We start from the raw sequence: 17,184 nt of genomic DNA on the forward strand, positions 1-17,184 counted from the left end.
CACCGACGTGCCCGGCTGCGACGCCATCACGGTGGCGGTTCGGTTGTACGAGTGGTTGGCACGGACGTGTCGTCGGGACAGAGTTGAATTCCGCCGATCACCAGTGGCCGCAAGCGATCATCGAGGTCGTAGCGCACAGGCACGCCGGTGGGGATGTCGAGGGACCGCACCTGTTCACGAGTCAGGTCGTCCAAGAACATTCGGAGCATGCGCAGGGAATTGCCATGTGCAACAACCAGTGTCACCGCATGTCGGGCACAGTCCGGGGCGATTGCCGACTCCCAGTATGGCAGGAGGCGGGCGCGCACATCGGCGAGCGACTCGGCGACAGGCAGCTCATCATCGGCGATCGTTGCGTATCGGGCGTCGAGACGGGGGTGGCCGGGATCATCCATAGGAGTGGGAGGAGGGGCGAGTTCGTATGAACGTCGCCACAGCGCGACTTGTTCGGGGCCGAATTCCGATTCCACGTCGCGGCGCGCCCTGCCCTGCAGCGCACCGTAGTGGCGTTCATTGAGTCGCCACGTGCGAGCCGCGCTCAGATCGGGTACGCCGGCCTCCCTGACAGTGATCGCCGCAGTCTCTACCGCCCGGTCGAGCATCGATGTGTGCAGTGCCGCAGGGATCAGTCCGGCAGCACGTATCGCCCGGCCCGCTTCCGCGGCTTGCGCGCGTCCGCGAGTGGTCAGCGGAACGTCCAACCAGCCGCCGAAAGCGCCGGCGGCATTGGCCGCACTCTCTCCGTGCCGCATCAGCAGCAGTACCCGGCTCATGACCGGATCCGCTGCTCGGGAAGGTTGACGGGCCCGTTTCGGGACGCGGTTGAAATCACCATGCCCTCGCCCTCCTTTCCGGTTCTGTCCTCCGTAATTTAAGGTATAATGGTAAGGCCATCGGAAGCCAATTGGAGAGTCGTATGCCCAAGGTCGTCTTCATCACCATCGACGGAGCGCAGCGCGTCGTGGACGCCCACCCCGGCGAGTCAGTCATGGCAGCCGCCGTGCGCAACGGCGTCCCCGGGATCATCGGCGAGTGTGGCGGGAGCTGTAGCTGTGCCACATGCCATGTGTACGTCGACGCGGACTTCTCGGCGGCGGTAGGGGGTCCCACGGAGATGGAGGACGACCTGCTCGAGCTGGGCGCTGCGTCGGAGCGGCGCGACAGCAGCCGGTTGTCCTGCCAGATCGCCATGACCGAATCGTTCGACGGTCTGGTCGTGCACATCCCGGAGGAGCAGTGACGGTGCATGCGGGGACGTTGATCGTCGGCGCCAGTCAGGCCGGCGTGCAACTGGCGGTGTCTCTGCGTGACCTGGGCGAACAGGGGCCGATCACGCTGATCGGCGACGAAAAGCACGCGCCCTACCAACGCCCACCGCTGTCGAAGTCCTTCCTTGGCGGCGACGTCGGCGTCGAGCAGCTCTGGCTCCGGTCTCCGGAATACCTTGCTGATCAAGCTATCTCGGTGATCACAGGCGCGCTGGTCGAGACGGTCGAACTGGCTGGGTCGGGACCCGGCGGGGTCGCACGTACAGCTGGCGGGGGCGAAGTGCACTTCGACCGGTTGGCGCTGACCGTGGGTGCCCGACCGCGTCGGTTGGCGGTGCCCGGCGCCGATCTGGATGGCGTGACGTATCTGCGCACCGCCGACGACGCCGCCAAGTTGCGCCAGATGCAGCGCGATGCGCAGTCCGTCGTTGTGGTGGGCGGCGGGTTCATCGGACTCGAGGCCGCGGCGGTGGCGCGCGCGCAGGGCAAGGCGGTGACGGTCGTCGAGGCCGCCGACCGGTTGATCGGACGGGCGGTGGCACCGGTGGTGTCCGACTTCTACCATGCGGCGCACACCCGCCGCGGTGTCACCGTTCGTCTGGACACGTCCGTGTCGGCGCTCACCGGCCGGAAGTGCCAGGTGGAATCGGTTGAGCTGTCCGATGGCTCCGCCATCCCGGCCGACCTGGTCATCGTGGGCATCGGTGTCGAACCCCGCACCGAGCTCGCCGACCAGCTGGGGCTGACCTGCGATGGTGGCATCGTCGTGGACAGCCATGCGCGCACCAGCAATCCGGGCGTGGTCGCGGCAGGGGACTGCACCGTGCAGCCCAATCCGGTCACCGGCAGGGGCATGGTCAGGCTGGAATCGGTGCAGAACGCCATCGGCCAGGCCAAGACCGCCGCGGCGACACTGGCGGGCCGTGTGGAACCGAGCACCGCGGTGCCGTGGTTCTGGTCCGATCAATTCGACCTCAAGCTCCAGATCGCGCGATTATCGCCGGGGCATGACGATTTCGTCGTGCGCGGCAACCCGGAGCAGGAGTCGTTCTCAGTGCTCTGCTACCGGGACGGGGCGCTGTTGGCCGTCGATGCTGTCAATGCCGCCGCCGACTACATGGCGGTACGCAAGGCGCTCGCCCAAGGCTCGACGATTCTGGCCGAGGACGCCCGCAACCCTGGGGTGGCGCTGCGTGACCGCATCGGTCCACCGACCGTTAGCGCCTAGACAAAGACCTCCTCCAGCACCATCGGCCGCGTCAGAATCCCTTGTATCCGGGCGAATTCCAGGAGCTGGGTGAGCATCACCCGGTTGGGTTCGATGCCGTACGGCAGGGGGTCGGTACCGGTCGTGCGCATCACCTCGGCGTACATCCGGTCGGCGGCAGTGCTGATCTCGCCGTCGGCGAGCCGTCCGACGTAGCGTTCCTTGGCCTCGGTGAACGCGTCGTACACCGCCGCCGCGGCGTGCGGGAAACGCTGCAGGATCTCGTCCTTGATGACGATGAGATGGTTGATGGGGTAGAAGGCGCGGTCGCGCAGAGCCGCGACAGCGGTCGCGTTCGGATCCGGGATGAGCGGGGCAATGTCGGGATGGTCGACGTCGACACCTATGACGGCATCGAGTTCGCCGTCGATCAGCATTGCGCCGAGGTCTGCGCCGGGGCCCGCGGAGACGACGTTGGCGGGGGGGCGGTAGGAGCCGACGTGCTCGTCGCCGGAGAGCACCCAGGTCACCTGGGCGAGGTCGACACCGTACTCCAAGGCGAGAATGCCACGGGCCCACACTCCGGTGGTGACGGTGTAGCCCCGGTTCACCCCGACTCGACGACCCTCCAGATCCTTCGGCTCCCGGACGGTCGACCGGGTGTTGTAGAGGATCGCTCCGTGGTGGAAGCCTCGCACCAGGAAGACCGGCAGTGCGGTGAACGCCACACCGTGTTCACGAGCGGTCAGGTACGTGGTCAGCGCCATCTCGCTGACATCGAACTCCAGCCCACGGACCATCCGACGAAACCCGTCGACCAATACCGGTATCTCTTCGAACTGCAACGAGAAGCCGGCCGGGGTGACCGAGCCGTCTTTCAGGGCCCGATTCGCCCCTTGGCTGCGGGTCAACGTGGTCAGGACAGGGTCGTGTTCGGACATTTCGGCTTGCCCCTAGTCGGTCGATTAAAACGATGGTATATTGGCATTACCATTGTGCCATACCGAATGAAAGGTGCATTTTGGCCGAGCGTGTACTCGCTGCGGTGCGAACAGCTCCGAACACCACCGAACTGAGGGAGCTGCCCTTCCCGGAGTTGTCGGACGACGCTGCGTTGCTGAAAGTCGAGGTGGCCGGGATCTGTGGCACGGACGTAAAGATGTACTCCAAGCCGCCGTTCGATGCCCCTGTCATCATGGGACACGAGAACGTCGGCACCATCGCGTTGGCGGGGAACAAGTTCACCCGGTTGCACGGCGTGGGGGTGGGTGAGCGCATCTTCGTCGAGCACTACGTCGGCTGCTACCAGTGTGAGTGGTGCCGGATCGGTGAGTATCGGCACTGCGAGGCCACCGACTGGCGGTCCAACGCCGACGCACGGCGGTACGGATACACCTCTGCCGAGAATCCCGGCACGCTCTGGGGCGGGTTCTCCGAATACATGTACCTGCCGTGGAACGCCGTGGTGCACAAGGTGCCCGATACAGTCTCCGCCGAACTGGCGGGTCTTGTCACGCCGTTGTCGAATGGGATCGAGTGGGCGCTAATCGCCGCGGGCGTCGGCTATGCCGACACCGTGCTGATCCAAGGGCCGGGTCAACAGGGGCTGTCCCAGGTCGTGGCGTGTAAGCAGGCCGGCGCGTCTCAGATCGTCGTCACCGGGACGTCCCGCGACAAGGCCCGACTGGACCTGGCGCTCACCCTCGGCGCGGATGACGTCATCACCGTGGACACCGAGGATCCGCGTGAGCGGGTCATGGACCTCACCAACGGCCGCGGCTTCGACTTCGTGCTCGACTGTACCTCCCGTGCCGGTGTCGGACCGGTGCTGTTCGGCATCGACGTCCTCAAACGCCGCGAAGGCACATTATTGATTCAGGGTGAACTCGCAGCGTTCCCGGACTTCCCGATCAAGAAGCTGACCGAGAAGGCCATCACGATCAAGAGCGCGCGGGGGCACAGTTACCGGGCGTGTGAACTGGCATTGGCGCAGCTGGCATCGCGCCGCTTCCCGTTGGAACGGCTGTCCACCCACAAGTTCGGGCTGGATCAGGTCGATAGAGCGATCCGCGCACTCGCCGGGGACACCGAGGACTCCGACGTCATCCATATCTCGTTGATGCCCTGGCTGGGAAAGGAATCCTGACCGTGTCCGTCGTCGTACGCAATCCTCCCCGCACGCACTTGGCGGTGTGCGAGGAGCTGGCCAAGTTTGGTGTCGCCACCATTCACGAGGCACAGGGACGCACCGGGTTGCTAGCCGCGTACATGACGCCGATCTACATCGGCGCGAGGGTCTGCGGTTCTGCGGTGACGGTCAGCGTGCCGCCGGACGACAACTGGATGATCCACGTGGCCGTGGAGCAGTGCCAGGCAGGTGACGTTCTAGTGGTGGCCCCCGAATCACCCTCGGAGTACGGGTATTTCGGTGAACTACTGGCAACCGCCCTGGCGGCGCGCGGTGTCGGTGGCCTGGTCATCGACGCCGGCTGCCGCGACGTGACCGAGTTGGCTGCGATGAAGTTTCCGGTGTGGTCGAAATGCGTCTCGGCGCAGGGCACGGTCAAGAAGCGGCTCGGTTCGGTCAATGTCGGGGTGACCTGTGCCGGCGCCTGGATCGAGCCCGGGGACGTTGTGATCGGCGACGACGACGGTGTCGTGGTCGTCCCGCGCACCGAGGCAGCCGCTGTCGCAACCGCGTCGAAGGTGCGCGAGGCCAAGGAGGCCCGCAATAGGGAGCGCTACCAACGCGGCGAACTCAGCCTGGACGTCAACGATATGCGCGCCGATCTCGCGAAGGCGGGACTGCACTATGTCGACCATGAGGATGCTCCGCGATGATTATCGACATCCACGGTCACTACACGACGGCGCCGCCGGCACTCCAGGTGTTCCGTGAGCACCAACTCGCGGCTCTCGACGATCCGACAGCACCCGCGCCCGGCGCGCCCAGCGTCAGTGACGAGGCACTCAGGGATAGTGTGGAACACAATCAGCTGCGGGTGCTGCGCGAGCGGGGCGGTGATCTGATGCTGTTCTCCCCGAAGGCTTCTGGGATGGAGCACCATGTCGCAGACCAGGCCACCGCGATCGCGTGGGCGCGCGCGTCGAACGACCTGGTGCACCGTGTCACCGAGCTGTTCCCCGATGCCTTCGCGGCGGTTGCTCAGCTACCCCAGACCCCGGGTGGGGATCTGGGGCCGGTGATCGATGAACTGCGTCGCTGCGTGGACGAACTCGGCTTCGTGGGCTGCAACGTGAACCCGGATCCTGCAGCCGGCTACTGGACCACACCTCCAATGTCCGACGAGTACTGGTTCCCGCTCTACGAGGCCATGGTCGAACTCGAGGTTCCGGCGATGGTGCATGTCTCCACGTCCTGCAACCCCAACTTCCACACGCTCGGTGCGCACTATCTCAATGCCGACACCAGCGTCTTCATGCAGTTCTTGCAGTCCGACCTGTTCCAGCGTTACCCGACGCTCACATTCGTGATCCCCCACGGTGGCGGCGCCGTGCCCTACCATTGGGGCCGCTATCGCGGTCTGGCTGCGCGCCTAGGCCGGCCCGACCCGTCTGAGCTGCTCCGCAACGTCTACTTCGACACCTGCGTCTACCACCAGGCTGGGATCGACCTGCTGTACCGGGTGATCGGGCCACAGAACCTGTTGTTCGCTTCCGAGATGCTGGGTGCCGTTCGCGGCGCCGATCCGGATACGGGGATCGCCTGGGACGACACTCTTGTCTATATCGACGGGCTGGGCCTGGGTGCGGACGAGTACCGCGCGGTGGTGGAGCGCAACGCACGACGGGTGTATCCGCGGCTGGACCGACGGTTGGCGGCCGCCGAGGGAGAGGGGACCGCTTCCGTCGCAAATGAACGTCGCAAATGATGCTCGCGCGGAATGACCTGACGGTGGCGGCTTTCTGCCCGCCATGGGTCGGCAGACATATGTTGAACAGACCGAAGGAGGTCTCCAGTTGGTGAGCACGATCCCCGAGTTCGATGTCGACATCTTCTCGGACGAGGTGTTGCATGACCCGTACCCGACCTACGCGCAGATGCGGGAGCTGGGACCGGTCATCCGCCTGACAACCTACGGCGTTCTCGCCGTGACCCGGTATGCCGATGTGCGCACGGTGTTGATGGATCCCCAGCGTTTCATCTCCGGTAAGGGTGTGGGTTTCAACGATGAGTTCAACGAGGTCCGCAAGCACAGCGTCATCGCCTCCGATTCGCCGCGTCACGAGCAGCTCCGCGGTGTACTCCAGGACCGCCTAGGTCCTCGGTCGATCCGCAGTGTCGAGCACATCATTCGGCCGCGGGCGCAGGAACTCGTCGGCCAGATGATCGACAGCGGATCGTTCGATGCCGTGACCGATTTCGGACAAGTCTTCCCCGTCGAGATTGTCGGCGAGTTGATCGGGCTACCCGTCGATGCCCGGGCGGAGCTGCTGCGCTGGGCTAATGGTGCATTCAATGCGTTCGGCCCCCCGGGTGAGCGGACATCGGCCGGCCTTGCGGATATCGCCGAGCAGTTCGAGTACATCCGTACGGTGGCCACCCGCGAGAAGCTCGCGCCCGGAAGCATGGGCGCCGCGGTCTACGAAGCCGCCGACGCGGGCATCATCCCCCCCGAGTACTGTCTGCATCTGCTGTCCGCCTATCTCACCGCGGGGATGGACACCACCGTGAACGCACTCGGCGCGATGGTGTGGCTGCTCGGCTCCAACCCTGACCAATGGCAGGAACTCCGCCAGCTGCCACACCGGGCGGGAGCGGTGGTCAACGAGGTACTGCGGATCGAATCACCGGCCCAGATGTTCTCCCGGATCGCGGCTGTCGACGTCGAGGTGGGCGGGGTCGAGATCGCCGCGGGTGAGCGGGTGGCCGTCATCTACGCCAGCGCCAACCGCGACGAACGCCAATACCCCAACCCGGACAGGTTCGACATCCATCGGAACTCGGCAGGGCACCTCGCCTTCGGCACCGGTGTGCACGCCTGTGCTGGACAGGTGCTGGCCAGGATCGAGCTACAGGCGGTGCTGGAATCGATGATCGAGGAGGTCGGGACCATCTCGGTCGGTGAACCGATCCGCAAGCTCAACAACGTGTTACGCGGATTCGCGAGTGTGCCCGCGGTGTTCACGCCTGCGCCGGTCGAGAGTCGGGTGCCCTCGGGAGAACCCGTGTGATCGGCCAACGACACCGCCACCTCCACATCGATGGCAGGTGGCAACCAGCGGACTCGCAGGAAAAGCTCGACCTCATCGATCCCGCGACCGAACAGTGGGTCGCCAGCGCACCCGACGGCAACGCCGCCGACGTCGCGACGGCAGCAGCTGCTGCGCGCCGAGCTTTGCCAGGCTGGTCTGAAGCACCGCCCGAAGATCGGGCCGATCTGATCGCGGCTCTCGCGGACGGGTTCGATGAGCGGCGTGAGGAGTTCGCACGACTCGTGACAGCGCAGAACGGTGCCGTCATCAGCCGGTCGCGGCGTACCAACGGCACTCGGCCCGTGGCCCTGTACCGGCACCATTCCGAGGTCGCCAGAGCCTTCGAGCCGGAAATGGTCGACACCGCTGGCCGCGAGATCCTCCGACGTGAACCCATCGGCGTCGTGGGAATCATCATCCCGTGGAACGCGCCCCAGTCGTTGTTGGCGCACAAACTGGCCCCGGCGCTCGCCGCTGGTTGCACTGTCGTGGTGAAACCCGCGCAGGAAACGCCGCTCGATTCACTGCGGATCGCCGAACTGGCCGCCACCGTCGGCTTTCCGCCCGGAGTGATCAACGTCGTCACCGGCGGCCGTGCAACGGGGGCGGCCATCGTCGACGAGCCGGACATCGACATGGTCTCGTTCACCGGGTCGACCGGAGCGGGACGCGCAATAGCCTCGCGCGCCGGGCGTTTGCTCAAGCCCGTGGTCGCCGAACTCGGGGGAAAGTCGGCTGCGGTACTGCTCGACGATGCGGATCTCGAGCTCTTCTCGGAAAGGTTGATCGCGACCTGTCTGCCGAACACCGGTCAGGTCTGTTACTCGTGCACGCGTGTGGTTGCGCCCCGCGAGCGCTTTGACGAGGTGCTGGCGGTCGTAACATCGACACTAGCCGCCGCGAAGGTCGGGGATCCGTTGGATCCTGCAACCACATTCGGTCCACTGGTCAGCGCCGCGCAACGCGATCGGGTCCAGGGTTACATCGAGTCCGCACACAGCGAAGGCGCTAAGGTCGTCCTCGGCGGTAAACGCCCGACCACCACCCCGGCGGGTTACTACGTCGAACCGACGGTGATCATCGACGTGAACCACTCGATGCGGGTGTTCCGGGAAGAGATCTTCGGTCCGGTGTTGGTCGTGGTTCCCCACGATGGCGATGCCGACGCCGTCCGTATCGCCAATGACTCCTCGTTCGGGTTGGGTGGGGCGGTCTTCGGTGTCGACGTCGAGAGGTCCACCGAGGTCGCACGGCGCATGCAGACCGGCCGCATATCGATCAACGGAGAGGCCCACAGTGTGTCTGCCCCGTCCCAGGGGTTCAAGGACAGCGGTATCGGCGGCTCGATCGACCTGCATTCGCATCTACAGGTCAAGTCTATCGCAAGGTTTCCAAGCTGACAGTTGCTGTTCAGCCGACGCACTAGAGTCAGACTTTACGCCATGCGCAAAGAGAACGTTTGTGGCGTCACGACCTCTGCCTGGTGTGAATCATCGCGTTCAAGACGACGACCCGTCATGGCGAACTCTTGGCAGATGGGCCGGATCCGAATTAGCATAAAGAATTGCGAGAGTAACCCACGTAACGACTGGCAATATTTCGGCGCCAGCGACCCGATCGAACGCCTTAAGGCAAGACTCGGAACAGGATTGGCCTACATGGGATGCTCGGCGGCCTCAGGACATAATCCGAAATAGCTCCGTTATTCCTCGACGCCTCGTTATTCCTCGACGCCTCCGGCCAGAACAGGACTGGACAATAGACGCCGCGCATTTTCGTTGAGGTTGGCGAATCCGTCGACTATTTCGGATGCGATGCGGAAGTGACCGTCGACTAATCGGATCTTCCAGGTGTGAAACGCTGTACCAACGAACTCTTCACTATTGGCAGCCGGTGGCCTCCAACGGCGCATGAAGAAATCAAGCCTACTGGTAATTTCGAGATCGAGATCAGACAACATCGTCAGTGACAGCACTGCTTTCAGCTCGGTGCGTTGGTCGAAGAATTCAGCACGGACCGAAAGATACTCACGTAAGCCTTCGAATCCACGCCACATGTCGCCGCCACGGAGTCCGATTACAACGTCTTCAGTAAGGATCTGTGACATCACGTCCTGGGCCATGGGAGGGCCTTGACCCCGGATGTTGGACACGGGATTTGGATTACGCAGCTTCTGGCAGCGTAGCTGATGTGTGGGTGTTTTCGTAGCTGGCCGGGCTGGAGTAGCGGCAGCGGGAGTGCCTCCGTTTCAGGTTGTAGCGGACCAGCCAGCGGAACACTTCGCGGCGGCAGGTAGCAGCGTCGGTCCACTGGCTGCAGTCCTGCAGGATCTCGCGTTGGTTGCGTCCAGCAGAGTGGTGTATGAGTCGGACCTGATCAGCGGTACCGGCGTGTCGTAGCCGACTGATTGAAGGTCATCGCGTGATTCTTCGAGGGACCGTCCAAAGTCACTCGAGCAAAGGAATCGACGCGATGACCACTGCCCACAATATCGACCTGCCCGCTGTGCTGGCCGAACGACTCACCACCGCCCATCCCGATGTGCTGCGCGAGCTGCTGGCCACGTTCATCCACACCCTGATGGGCGCGGAAGCCGACGCCCTGTGCGGCGCTGGCTATGGCGAACGCAGTACCGAGCGCACCAACTCCCGCAACGGGTATCGGCACCGCCGATTCGACACCCGTGCCGGCAGTCTGGATCTTGCGATCCCGAAGCTGCGCCAGGGATCGTATTTCCCGGACTGGCTGCTGGAACGCCGCAAACGTGCCGAGCGGGCCCTGACCACCGTGGTGGCCACCTGCTATCTGCTCGGGGTCTCGACGCGGCGGATGGACCGCCTGGTCGAGACGCTGGGGATCACCAGCTTGTCGAAGTCGCAGGTCTCGGTGATGGCCAAGGAACTCGACACCGCCGTCGAGGCGTTCCGGACTCGGCCCCTGGATGCCGGGCCGTACACGTTCGTCGCCGCCGACGCCCTGGTTCTCAAGGTCCGCGAGGGCGGGCGGGTGGTCAACGTGCACGCCCTGATCGCCGTCGGGGTCAACCATGAGGGCTATCGGGAGATCCTGGGCATCGACGTCACCACCGCCGAGGACGGAGCCGGCTGGCTGACGTTCTGGCGGTCACTGACCGCCCGCGGCCTGTCGGGGGTCAAACTGGTCACCAGCGACGCGCACGCCGGGCTGGTGGCCGCGATCGGCGCCACCCTGCCCGGCGCCACGTGGCAGCGCTGCCGAACGCACTACACGACCAACCTCATGGCCATCACCCCGAAAGCGTCGTGGCCGTGGGTACGCACCCTGCTGCACTCGGTGTTCGACCAACCCGACACTGAATCCGTTGCCGCGCAATATGACCGGATCATCGACGCACTCGCCGACAAACTCCCGAAGGTCGCTGATCACTTGGAGGCCGCTCGGCCGGATCTGCTGGCGTTCACCGCGTTCCCCAAACAGATCTGGCGCCAGATCTGGTCGAACAACCCCCAGGAACGGCTCAACAAGGAGATCCGACGCCGCACCGACGTCGTGGGCATCTTCCCCGACCGCGACGCCCTGATCCGCCTGGTCGGCGCCGTGCTGGCCGAACAACACGACGAATGGGCCGAATCCCGCCGCTACCTCGGCCTAGACGTGCTGAGCAAATCACGCACCGTCAACGACGCCCCGACCGAACAGGAGGACACCCCCGCGGCACTGACCGCCTGAACCATCACCCACGAAGAATCACACGACGACGTCGTACACCACGTCCCTGGACTTGACCCTCGCGTTTAAGGCTGGCGTTGAACGATTCGGCGAGCGCGTTATCGGCACTTGACCCCACCCCACCCATCGACTGGACGACGCCCAGGTCTGCGCAGAGTGCCGCGAAAGCCTCTGAGGTGTACTGCCTGGGTTCAACCGGTCCTTGCAACACCGGGTTATTGGAGGGAGCGTAGCTGCTCCTCGAACACCTCGGCAGGTGTTTTCCAGTCAAGGCTTTTGCGGGGTCGGTTGTTTAGCGCGAGAGCGACTGCTTCGAGGTCTTCCGCGGACCACCGTGAGAGGTCGGTGCCTTTCGGGAAGTACTGGCGCAGTAGCCCATTGGTGTTCTCGTTCGTCGGCCGTTGCCAGGGCGAGTGGGGGTCGGCGAAGAACACCTTCGTGCCCGTCGCGAGAGCGAACTGGGCGTGGCCGGACAGTTCTTTGCCGCGGTCCCAGGTGAGTGTCTTGCGGAGCTGTTCGGGAAGCTTCGTCATTGACGCTATGAGTGCGTCGTTCATCGCGACGGCGCCGTAGCCGCCCAGCGCGGGACCGTTTTTGACGGGCGGTATCTCGCCATAGCCTTGCAGTCGCGGTAGGTGCACCAATAAGGTCGAGCGGCTCTTGCGTTCGACGATCGTGCCGATCGCTGACCGGCCCGTACCGATGATTAGATCGCCCTCCCAGTGCCCGGGGACGGCACGGTCGGCTGCCTGGGCGGGGCGCTGAGAGAACACGACGTCCGCGGTGACATGGCCTTGCGGGCGGTTCTGCGTACGAGCGCGTGGCTGGCGCAGTGCGCGGCCTGTTCGCAGGCAGGTGACGAGCTCGCGTCTGAGCGCGCCACGGCCCTGGATGAACAGCGCCTGGTAGATCGCCTCGTGGCTGATGCGCATGGACTCATCATTGGGGAAGTCGACCTTGAGCCGGTGCGAGATCTGCTCTGGGCTCCACGCGGTCGCCCACCGCCGGTCCTGCCGATGCGGTTTGTTCAGCCCCTTCCACGCGGGCGGCTGCGGTCCGACGACGATGCTGCCGTCCGGGCCGCGACATATCGACATCCTTCCAGCAGGACACCGTCCCGCTATCTCAGGTGTCCACTGAAACTGGGGAACCTCCGTTGACTCCTCTGACGCCTTGTTGGACGCGTCTCCAGTCGAACTTGGTTCGTCGGCGGAGAACTCCACGTGATCTCTGCCTCTGCACTTCGCGGATCAGGTCACCGAAACCCGGATAGCAGCAACATTGCCCGAAATCGGTCTCGGGCCAGCCTAGTCGCTGAAGTTCAGGTCGTTGACGATCGGACGCAACGAGTTCCCGAACGTCGATCCCGCGTAGCCGAACAACCATCGTTGGATCTGTAAGCGGACCGGCGGAGGAACGCACACCTGGCGATGCGCGAGAATGCTCAGGAGTTTGACCATGGCCGCTTGTGTATCGCCGCTCCCGATGGCCACGTACACCGCTTGTCGCTCGGAGCGTGACAGGGACTTCGAAGCCAAGTCGGCCAGTTTCCAAGCCAACGTAGCTCCATCAGTTGTGAGTCTCACCGCTTGGGACCCCCTCCACTCTGGCGTTCTCGGGCGGAATGGACTAACCATAATACTGTAATTGCGCCAGGTCCAGGGTTCTCGCGGCAGGACTAGGGGAGGGATCGTCGAGATTCATCACGGAGCCGACCACGGCTTCGCCGCGCTGGAACCGGGGTACCATCGGGAGGCGGTGATTGGGCTTATGGTCAGACCTTCGCGCTGTTCGACCGCGTGCTGGATTGGAAGGCCTCCAATTGGGCCATGTGAAGGGAGTCGTGCTGTGAGCAGGCCCGAGGAATCGCAGCCGGCGGGCTCAGCGATGCGTGGCGACACCGGATTGCGTTCCGAACGCGGGCCGATCTTGCGGGCACTCATGTTGTCCACGGCCTTGGTTGCCCTGGATTCGACGATCCTGGCTACGGCGATCCTGACCCTCGCCGAGGATCTCGGTGGATTTTCCCAGTTTCCGTGGCTGTTCTCCATCTACCTGCTTGCGCAGGGCGTCTGCACACCGATCTACGGAAAGCTCGCTGACACCTTCGGCCGCAAGCCCGTGATGCTGTGGGGCATCGGCGTATTCGCTCTTGGATCGGTGCTGTGCGGAATGGCGACCAGCATGTTTGCGCTGGTCGCCTTCCGTGCTGTCCAAGGTGTGGGTGCCGGCGCGGTGCAGCCGATGACGATGACGATCGCCGGTGACATCTACACCCTCGAAGAGCGCGCGAAGGTACAGGGCTACATCGCGTCCATGTGGGCGATGTCTGCTGTGGTGGGACCTACGTTGGGTGGGCTCTTCTCGGATTACCTCCATTGGCGCTGGATCTTCTTCATCAACGTTCCACTTTGTCTATTCGCAGGCTGGTCGCTGATCCGCAACTTCCATGAGGAGCGCGCAACAGATACTGCGCGCCGTATCGACTACCTTGGCGGCAACGCGCACCCGGGCGGCTCACCCCGATAGAGTTCGAACTGCTCCACACACCGGTCGCAACCACGGCCTGAAATTCACACCCCCCGAGTCAACTGAACTCCGGGCAGTCCCGAAAGCTTCGTCATCTGATAAGCGCGTCCTGCTAGGCGGTAGTGGCGACTTGTGGCCGGGCGATGTGGCTGCGCCGGTCGATATTGCCGCGCAGTACTCGCAGTGCTGTCGAGGGGAGCAGCAGTCTTGGCGGTGCGTCGAGCAGGTTGATGACGCGCAGGAAGGCGTAGGCTACGGCGGGGTCGTGTTCGGCAGCCACGTGCAGGCGTGCCAGGTAAGCATTCGTGAGGCGCACCCGCGCTGTGCGCTTGCCCTGCACACCAGGGAATCTCAGGTCACCGTCCACTCCGATGCTCCACGGGATATCGACGATGGCCGCGGCCTTCTTGAAGAACCGGGGAGCGAGTTGGTCGACACCTTGTTGGAGGCACTCGCGCAGGCCGAGCGCCTGAACCGCGCTCACGCTCATCCCCTGTCCGTACACCGGGCTGAAGCTGGCGATTGCGTCACCGAAGGCTAGGAAGCCCTCGGGTACGTAGGGCAGTATCTCCCAGCGGCGGCGCGTGCTGGCCGGGTAGCGGAACCGCAGTGGATCCGAGAGAGGTTCCGCGTCGCGGATGACGTCGTGAATTGCCATGGAGGGCAAGGTGGCCGCAAACTCGGTGAAACCCTCGTGATCCAGCGGGGTGGCATCGCCCAGGAGACCGCTGTAGGTGACGATCCAGCGGTCGCCTTCTTGGGCCAGCATCGCACCGCCGCGGGGATGCGCCACGCTCATCGCCACCGCCGCGGGCTGCGGACCGTTGGGGTCACGCCGATAGAGCCGGCTGCCGTAGGCGAGGCCGACCTCCACCCGGTCGGTGGTCGGTGCCGGATACCCCAGCGCCTCAAGCCAGTTCGGTCCGCGGGTACCGCGACCGGTGGCATCCACCACCAGGTCTGCGCTCAACACCTGATGGCTTTGCTGCTCGCCGAGTCGAGTCACGTGCACGCCGGTGATCCGCGGCGCCCCGGGGGCAGCTACCAGGTCAGTGGCTTCGGAGCCATCCATCACCGTGACGTTCGTCAGCGCGAGCACCCTGGCCCGGATCCGGGCCTCCAGTAGAGGCCGACTGGCACCTAGCCCGATCATTCCGGACGGCTGCTGGCACAACAGGAGTCCGTCGTTGTACCAGCGAAACTCGGATTGGAAATCCATTTTTGATACTCCGAGAGCCACCAGCTCGTCGGTCAGTCCGGGAAACAATTCCTCGAAAGCTTCACGCCCGCGCGCCAACAACGCGTGCGCGTGCCGGCCTTGCGGCACACCCTTACGCGGTACCGGATCGGTGGTCATCACGTCTCGATCGACGATGGTGACTTGTTTGAACGACTCGCTCAAAACCCTAGCAGCCAACAACCCGCCCAGACTGCCCCCGACAACGACGGCGTGATCGGTGTGCGTTGCCATATAGCCATCTCCTTATCGACGATGGCCGAGTGGCCAGCTATCGCCATAGATATTGCGCCCTTCAATTTGCGAGGGGCCGTTGGTAATCCGTTGCGGCTAGCACCTGTGGCGCTCGGGTCCGTCAAGACCGGAATCGCCGAAAGCGATGCGGTGCACCCGAGAGGCTGCGATGCAGGCCTGCATCCGGAGACTGTATGACTAGGGTCACAACGTGTCTAGAGGCATATACGGCATAGAATTTATGCAAATCGGGTAATTGCGAACCATTGGCGTCGCATTGCAGGTTCTGCCGCTGGGGGGCGTTCTTTCGGCAGGCTGCTGCTTTCTAAGACCACTGGCGTCCGCGGCATCGGCGCCGTCCCGATGGGCTGACTTCCTATGTGCCACGTGCCTGGGGCTCGTTGGGGGTGCAGCCGGTGGCCGTCGGCCTCGCATCCACAGCGTTGACCATTGGTTGGCCGGTCACCGCCACCGTGACCGGATTCTTCTATCCCCATCAGGATTCAAGAGATTGCAGTGAAAGGTGTTCGTCGGGATGTCGGTGTTGGTCCGGGCGCAGGTAAACCCAACCTCGCCGTGGTGAAAGGGGTGTGCTTGCTGATCGTGGCGGCATGGGACTACTGTCGCCGCCCACACTGATCGCCGCACAGTCCAGCGTCGATTGTAACGAGCGTGGCGTCGTTACAGATGCCAATAGATTCTCCCGGGCCCTCCGGAGCGGGGGGTGTGGCCATCTTGTGCGTGCCCAAATCTCCGGAACCAGGTGCGTCGCCGTGGATGCCGTCGACCTTGGCGCGCGGTCGGAATCGCATTACGACGCGTGGCTGACCGGCACTCGTCTTAGAAGGCCCCCGATATCATTGCACCACAGAGGCTTCTTGAGCGCTCAGATCTATCGGGGCGATCCATGCGGTCGAACCGCTCTACCCGCCCGATGCTGCCCCTCGGACTCCTGTCGAGGTTGCGTCACCAGCCCGGTGAACTGCCTTGCCCAGGTCGAACTCGTGGATGACCGACACGGGCAATACCTTGAAGTCGCGGCCGGTTGTCTTGGACCTCGCCGTGTGCTGGCGCTGAGCGCATCGGGACAAGCCCCTATCGGTCGGGAACGCCGCTCTGCTCGGGCAAGGCTGCGCCGGGGTGTCCCCAGAGGCCGTGAAGCATGTCCAGGCAGCCATCGCGGACTGGGCCGTCACACATGTAAGATCAGCTGCTGCAGAACCGCTTTCGTGGTCCGCGGGGGTTTGTCGATAGGTCTTCACAGGGCGATCACCCGAGTGACCGGGCTGCCACTGGCGGCGATTTCGATAACGTACGCGGATCGGAGATGCCTCCTATGTGGCGACTGACCCGTGAGATCGAAGTCGGGAGATCGCCTCGGCTACCACCGAATTTATGCCGCGGCGAACGCTATGCGGGTTGGCACGTGCTATCGGTACCGATGTGATGTCCGGTGCCCGCGATGACCGTCCCGGCCTAACGGATCTCATGGGTTACGTCCGTGAGGGTGACACGGTGGTGGTGTGGAAGCTGGACCGACTCGGGTGAAACATGCTGCACATCGTGCAGACCGTCATGGAACTGACGGAGCGCGGCGTGACCGTGGTGTCCGTCACCGACGGTATCGACTCTTCCGCCCCGTCGGGCCGGATGATGATCGGCGTCTTGGCTCTCTCGCGGAGTATGAGCGCGAACTGAGCAAGGAGCGCAACGCCCTCAAGCGGGCGACCTCGCGGGCTAACGGCACCAAGTTCGGGCGGCCTCGCAAGGTCGACGACGCCGAG

13 protein-coding genes and 5 pseudogenes are annotated in these 17,184 nt (G+C 64.2%); 10 read left to right on the plus strand and 8 right to left on the minus strand.

The window, feature by feature from the left end:
• Positions 1–26: 26 nt before the first annotated feature.
• A complete protein-coding gene (locus EXE63_RS02875) occupies positions 27–773 on the minus strand; it encodes a 2,3-bisphosphoglycerate-dependent phosphoglycerate mutase (protein ID WP_168140701.1) in 747 nt (248 codons plus the stop codon).
• Between the two features lie 143 nt (positions 774–916).
• Between EXE63_RS02875 and EXE63_RS02880 the strand changes: the two genes are divergently transcribed.
• Together EXE63_RS02880 and EXE63_RS02885 are read left to right on the plus strand one after the other, a co-directional pair.
• The gene (locus tag EXE63_RS02880; RefSeq protein WP_168140702.1) at positions 917–1,240 is read left to right on the plus strand and encodes a 2Fe-2S iron-sulfur cluster-binding protein; all 324 of its coding nucleotides are present in this window, start codon (positions 917–919) and stop codon (positions 1,238–1,240) included.
• Positions 1,237–2,496, plus strand: a complete 1,260-nt coding sequence (locus tag EXE63_RS02885) for an NAD(P)/FAD-dependent oxidoreductase (protein WP_234904160.1) — start codon at positions 1,237–1,239, stop codon at positions 2,494–2,496. The genes EXE63_RS02880 and EXE63_RS02885 overlap by 4 nt, the downstream gene beginning before the upstream one ends.
• Here EXE63_RS02885 and EXE63_RS02890 read toward each other — a convergent pair.
• Complete coding sequence (locus tag EXE63_RS02890) at positions 2,493–3,416, minus strand: substrate-binding domain-containing protein (protein WP_168140703.1); 924 nt, start codon at positions 3,414–3,416, stop codon at positions 2,493–2,495. The two genes, EXE63_RS02885 and EXE63_RS02890, sit on opposite strands and share 4 nt — an antisense overlap.
• Before the next feature lie 80 nt (positions 3,417–3,496).
• Here EXE63_RS02890 and EXE63_RS02895 point away from each other — a divergent pair, with 80 nt between their 5' ends.
• From EXE63_RS02895 to EXE63_RS02915, 5 genes are all read left to right on the plus strand, one after another.
• Complete coding sequence (locus EXE63_RS02895) at positions 3,497–4,621, plus strand: zinc-dependent alcohol dehydrogenase (protein ID WP_168140704.1); 1,125 nt, start codon at positions 3,497–3,499, stop codon at positions 4,619–4,621.
• Between the two features lie 2 nt (positions 4,622–4,623).
• Positions 4,624–5,316, plus strand: a complete 693-nt coding sequence (locus tag EXE63_RS02900) for a 4-carboxy-4-hydroxy-2-oxoadipate aldolase/oxaloacetate decarboxylase (RefSeq protein ID WP_168140705.1) — start codon at positions 4,624–4,626, stop codon at positions 5,314–5,316.
• Positions 5,313–6,368 carry an amidohydrolase family protein gene (locus tag EXE63_RS02905; protein ID WP_168140706.1) on the plus strand — a complete coding sequence of 352 codons (1,056 nt, stop codon included), beginning with the start codon at positions 5,313–5,315 and terminating at the stop codon, positions 6,366–6,368. The genes EXE63_RS02900 and EXE63_RS02905 overlap by 4 nt, the downstream gene beginning before the upstream one ends.
• A 91-nt stretch (positions 6,369–6,459) precedes the next feature.
• Positions 6,460–7,671, plus strand: coding sequence for a cytochrome P450 (locus tag EXE63_RS02910; RefSeq protein WP_168140707.1), 1,212 nt, complete (start codon positions 6,460–6,462; stop codon positions 7,669–7,671).
• Positions 7,668–9,092, plus strand: coding sequence for an aldehyde dehydrogenase family protein (locus EXE63_RS02915; protein ID WP_168140708.1), 1,425 nt, complete (start codon positions 7,668–7,670; stop codon positions 9,090–9,092). The genes EXE63_RS02910 and EXE63_RS02915 overlap by 4 nt, the downstream gene beginning before the upstream one ends.
• A gap of 320 nt (positions 9,093–9,412) precedes the next feature.
• Here the strand turns inward: EXE63_RS02915 and EXE63_RS02920 are convergent, their stop codons facing one another.
• Both EXE63_RS02920 and EXE63_RS32770 read right to left on the minus strand, forming a co-directional pair.
• Entirely contained in the window at positions 9,413–9,814 is a 402-nt protein-coding gene (locus EXE63_RS02920; RefSeq protein ID WP_168140709.1) for a hypothetical protein, read from the minus strand.
• Between the two features lie 40 nt (positions 9,815–9,854).
• Positions 9,855–10,031: pseudogene (locus EXE63_RS32770) on the minus strand (IS3-like element ISTesp3 family transposase); the annotation flags it as partial.
• Positions 10,032–10,164: 133 nt separating this feature from the next.
• On the opposite strand from EXE63_RS32770, the gene EXE63_RS02925 reads away from it, so the two are divergent.
• On the plus strand, positions 10,165–11,400 hold the full coding sequence (locus tag EXE63_RS02925; RefSeq protein ID WP_168140710.1) for an IS256 family transposase: 1,236 nt from the start codon (positions 10,165–10,167) through the stop codon (positions 11,398–11,400).
• A gap of 58 nt (positions 11,401–11,458) precedes the next feature.
• Here EXE63_RS02925 and EXE63_RS02930 read toward each other — a convergent pair.
• The 3 genes and pseudogenes from EXE63_RS02930 to EXE63_RS02940 form a co-directional block, all read right to left on the minus strand.
• A pseudogene (locus EXE63_RS02930) lies at positions 11,459–11,581 on the minus strand (IS3-like element IS1206 family transposase); the annotation flags it as partial.
• Positions 11,582–11,615: 34 nt separating this feature from the next.
• Positions 11,616–12,479, minus strand: a pseudogene (locus tag EXE63_RS02935) (IS30 family transposase); the annotation flags it as partial.
• A gap of 228 nt (positions 12,480–12,707) precedes the next feature.
• On the minus strand, positions 12,708–12,860 hold the full coding sequence (locus EXE63_RS02940) for a hypothetical protein (protein ID WP_168140711.1): 153 nt from the start codon (positions 12,858–12,860) through the stop codon (positions 12,708–12,710).
• 427 nt (positions 12,861–13,287) lie between these two features.
• Between EXE63_RS02940 and EXE63_RS02945 the strand changes: the two are divergent.
• Positions 13,288–13,896: pseudogene (locus EXE63_RS02945) on the plus strand (MFS transporter); the annotation flags it as partial.
• 145 nt (positions 13,897–14,041) lie between these two features.
• Here EXE63_RS02945 and EXE63_RS02950 read toward each other — a convergent pair.
• Positions 14,042–15,400, minus strand: a complete 1,359-nt coding sequence (locus tag EXE63_RS02950) for an FAD-dependent oxidoreductase (protein WP_168140712.1) — start codon at positions 15,398–15,400, stop codon at positions 14,042–14,044.
• 1,446 nt (positions 15,401–16,846) lie between these two features.
• On the opposite strand from EXE63_RS02950, the pseudogene EXE63_RS32775 reads away from it, so the two are divergent.
• A pseudogene (locus tag EXE63_RS32775) lies at positions 16,847–17,098 on the plus strand (recombinase family protein).
• Positions 17,099–17,184: the final 86 nt, after the last annotated feature.

This window comes from Mycolicibacterium frederiksbergense (assembly GCF_012223425.1).
In the GTDB taxonomy this organism is placed as follows: Bacteria; Actinomycetota; Actinomycetes; order Mycobacteriales; family Mycobacteriaceae; genus Mycobacterium; species Mycobacterium frederiksbergense.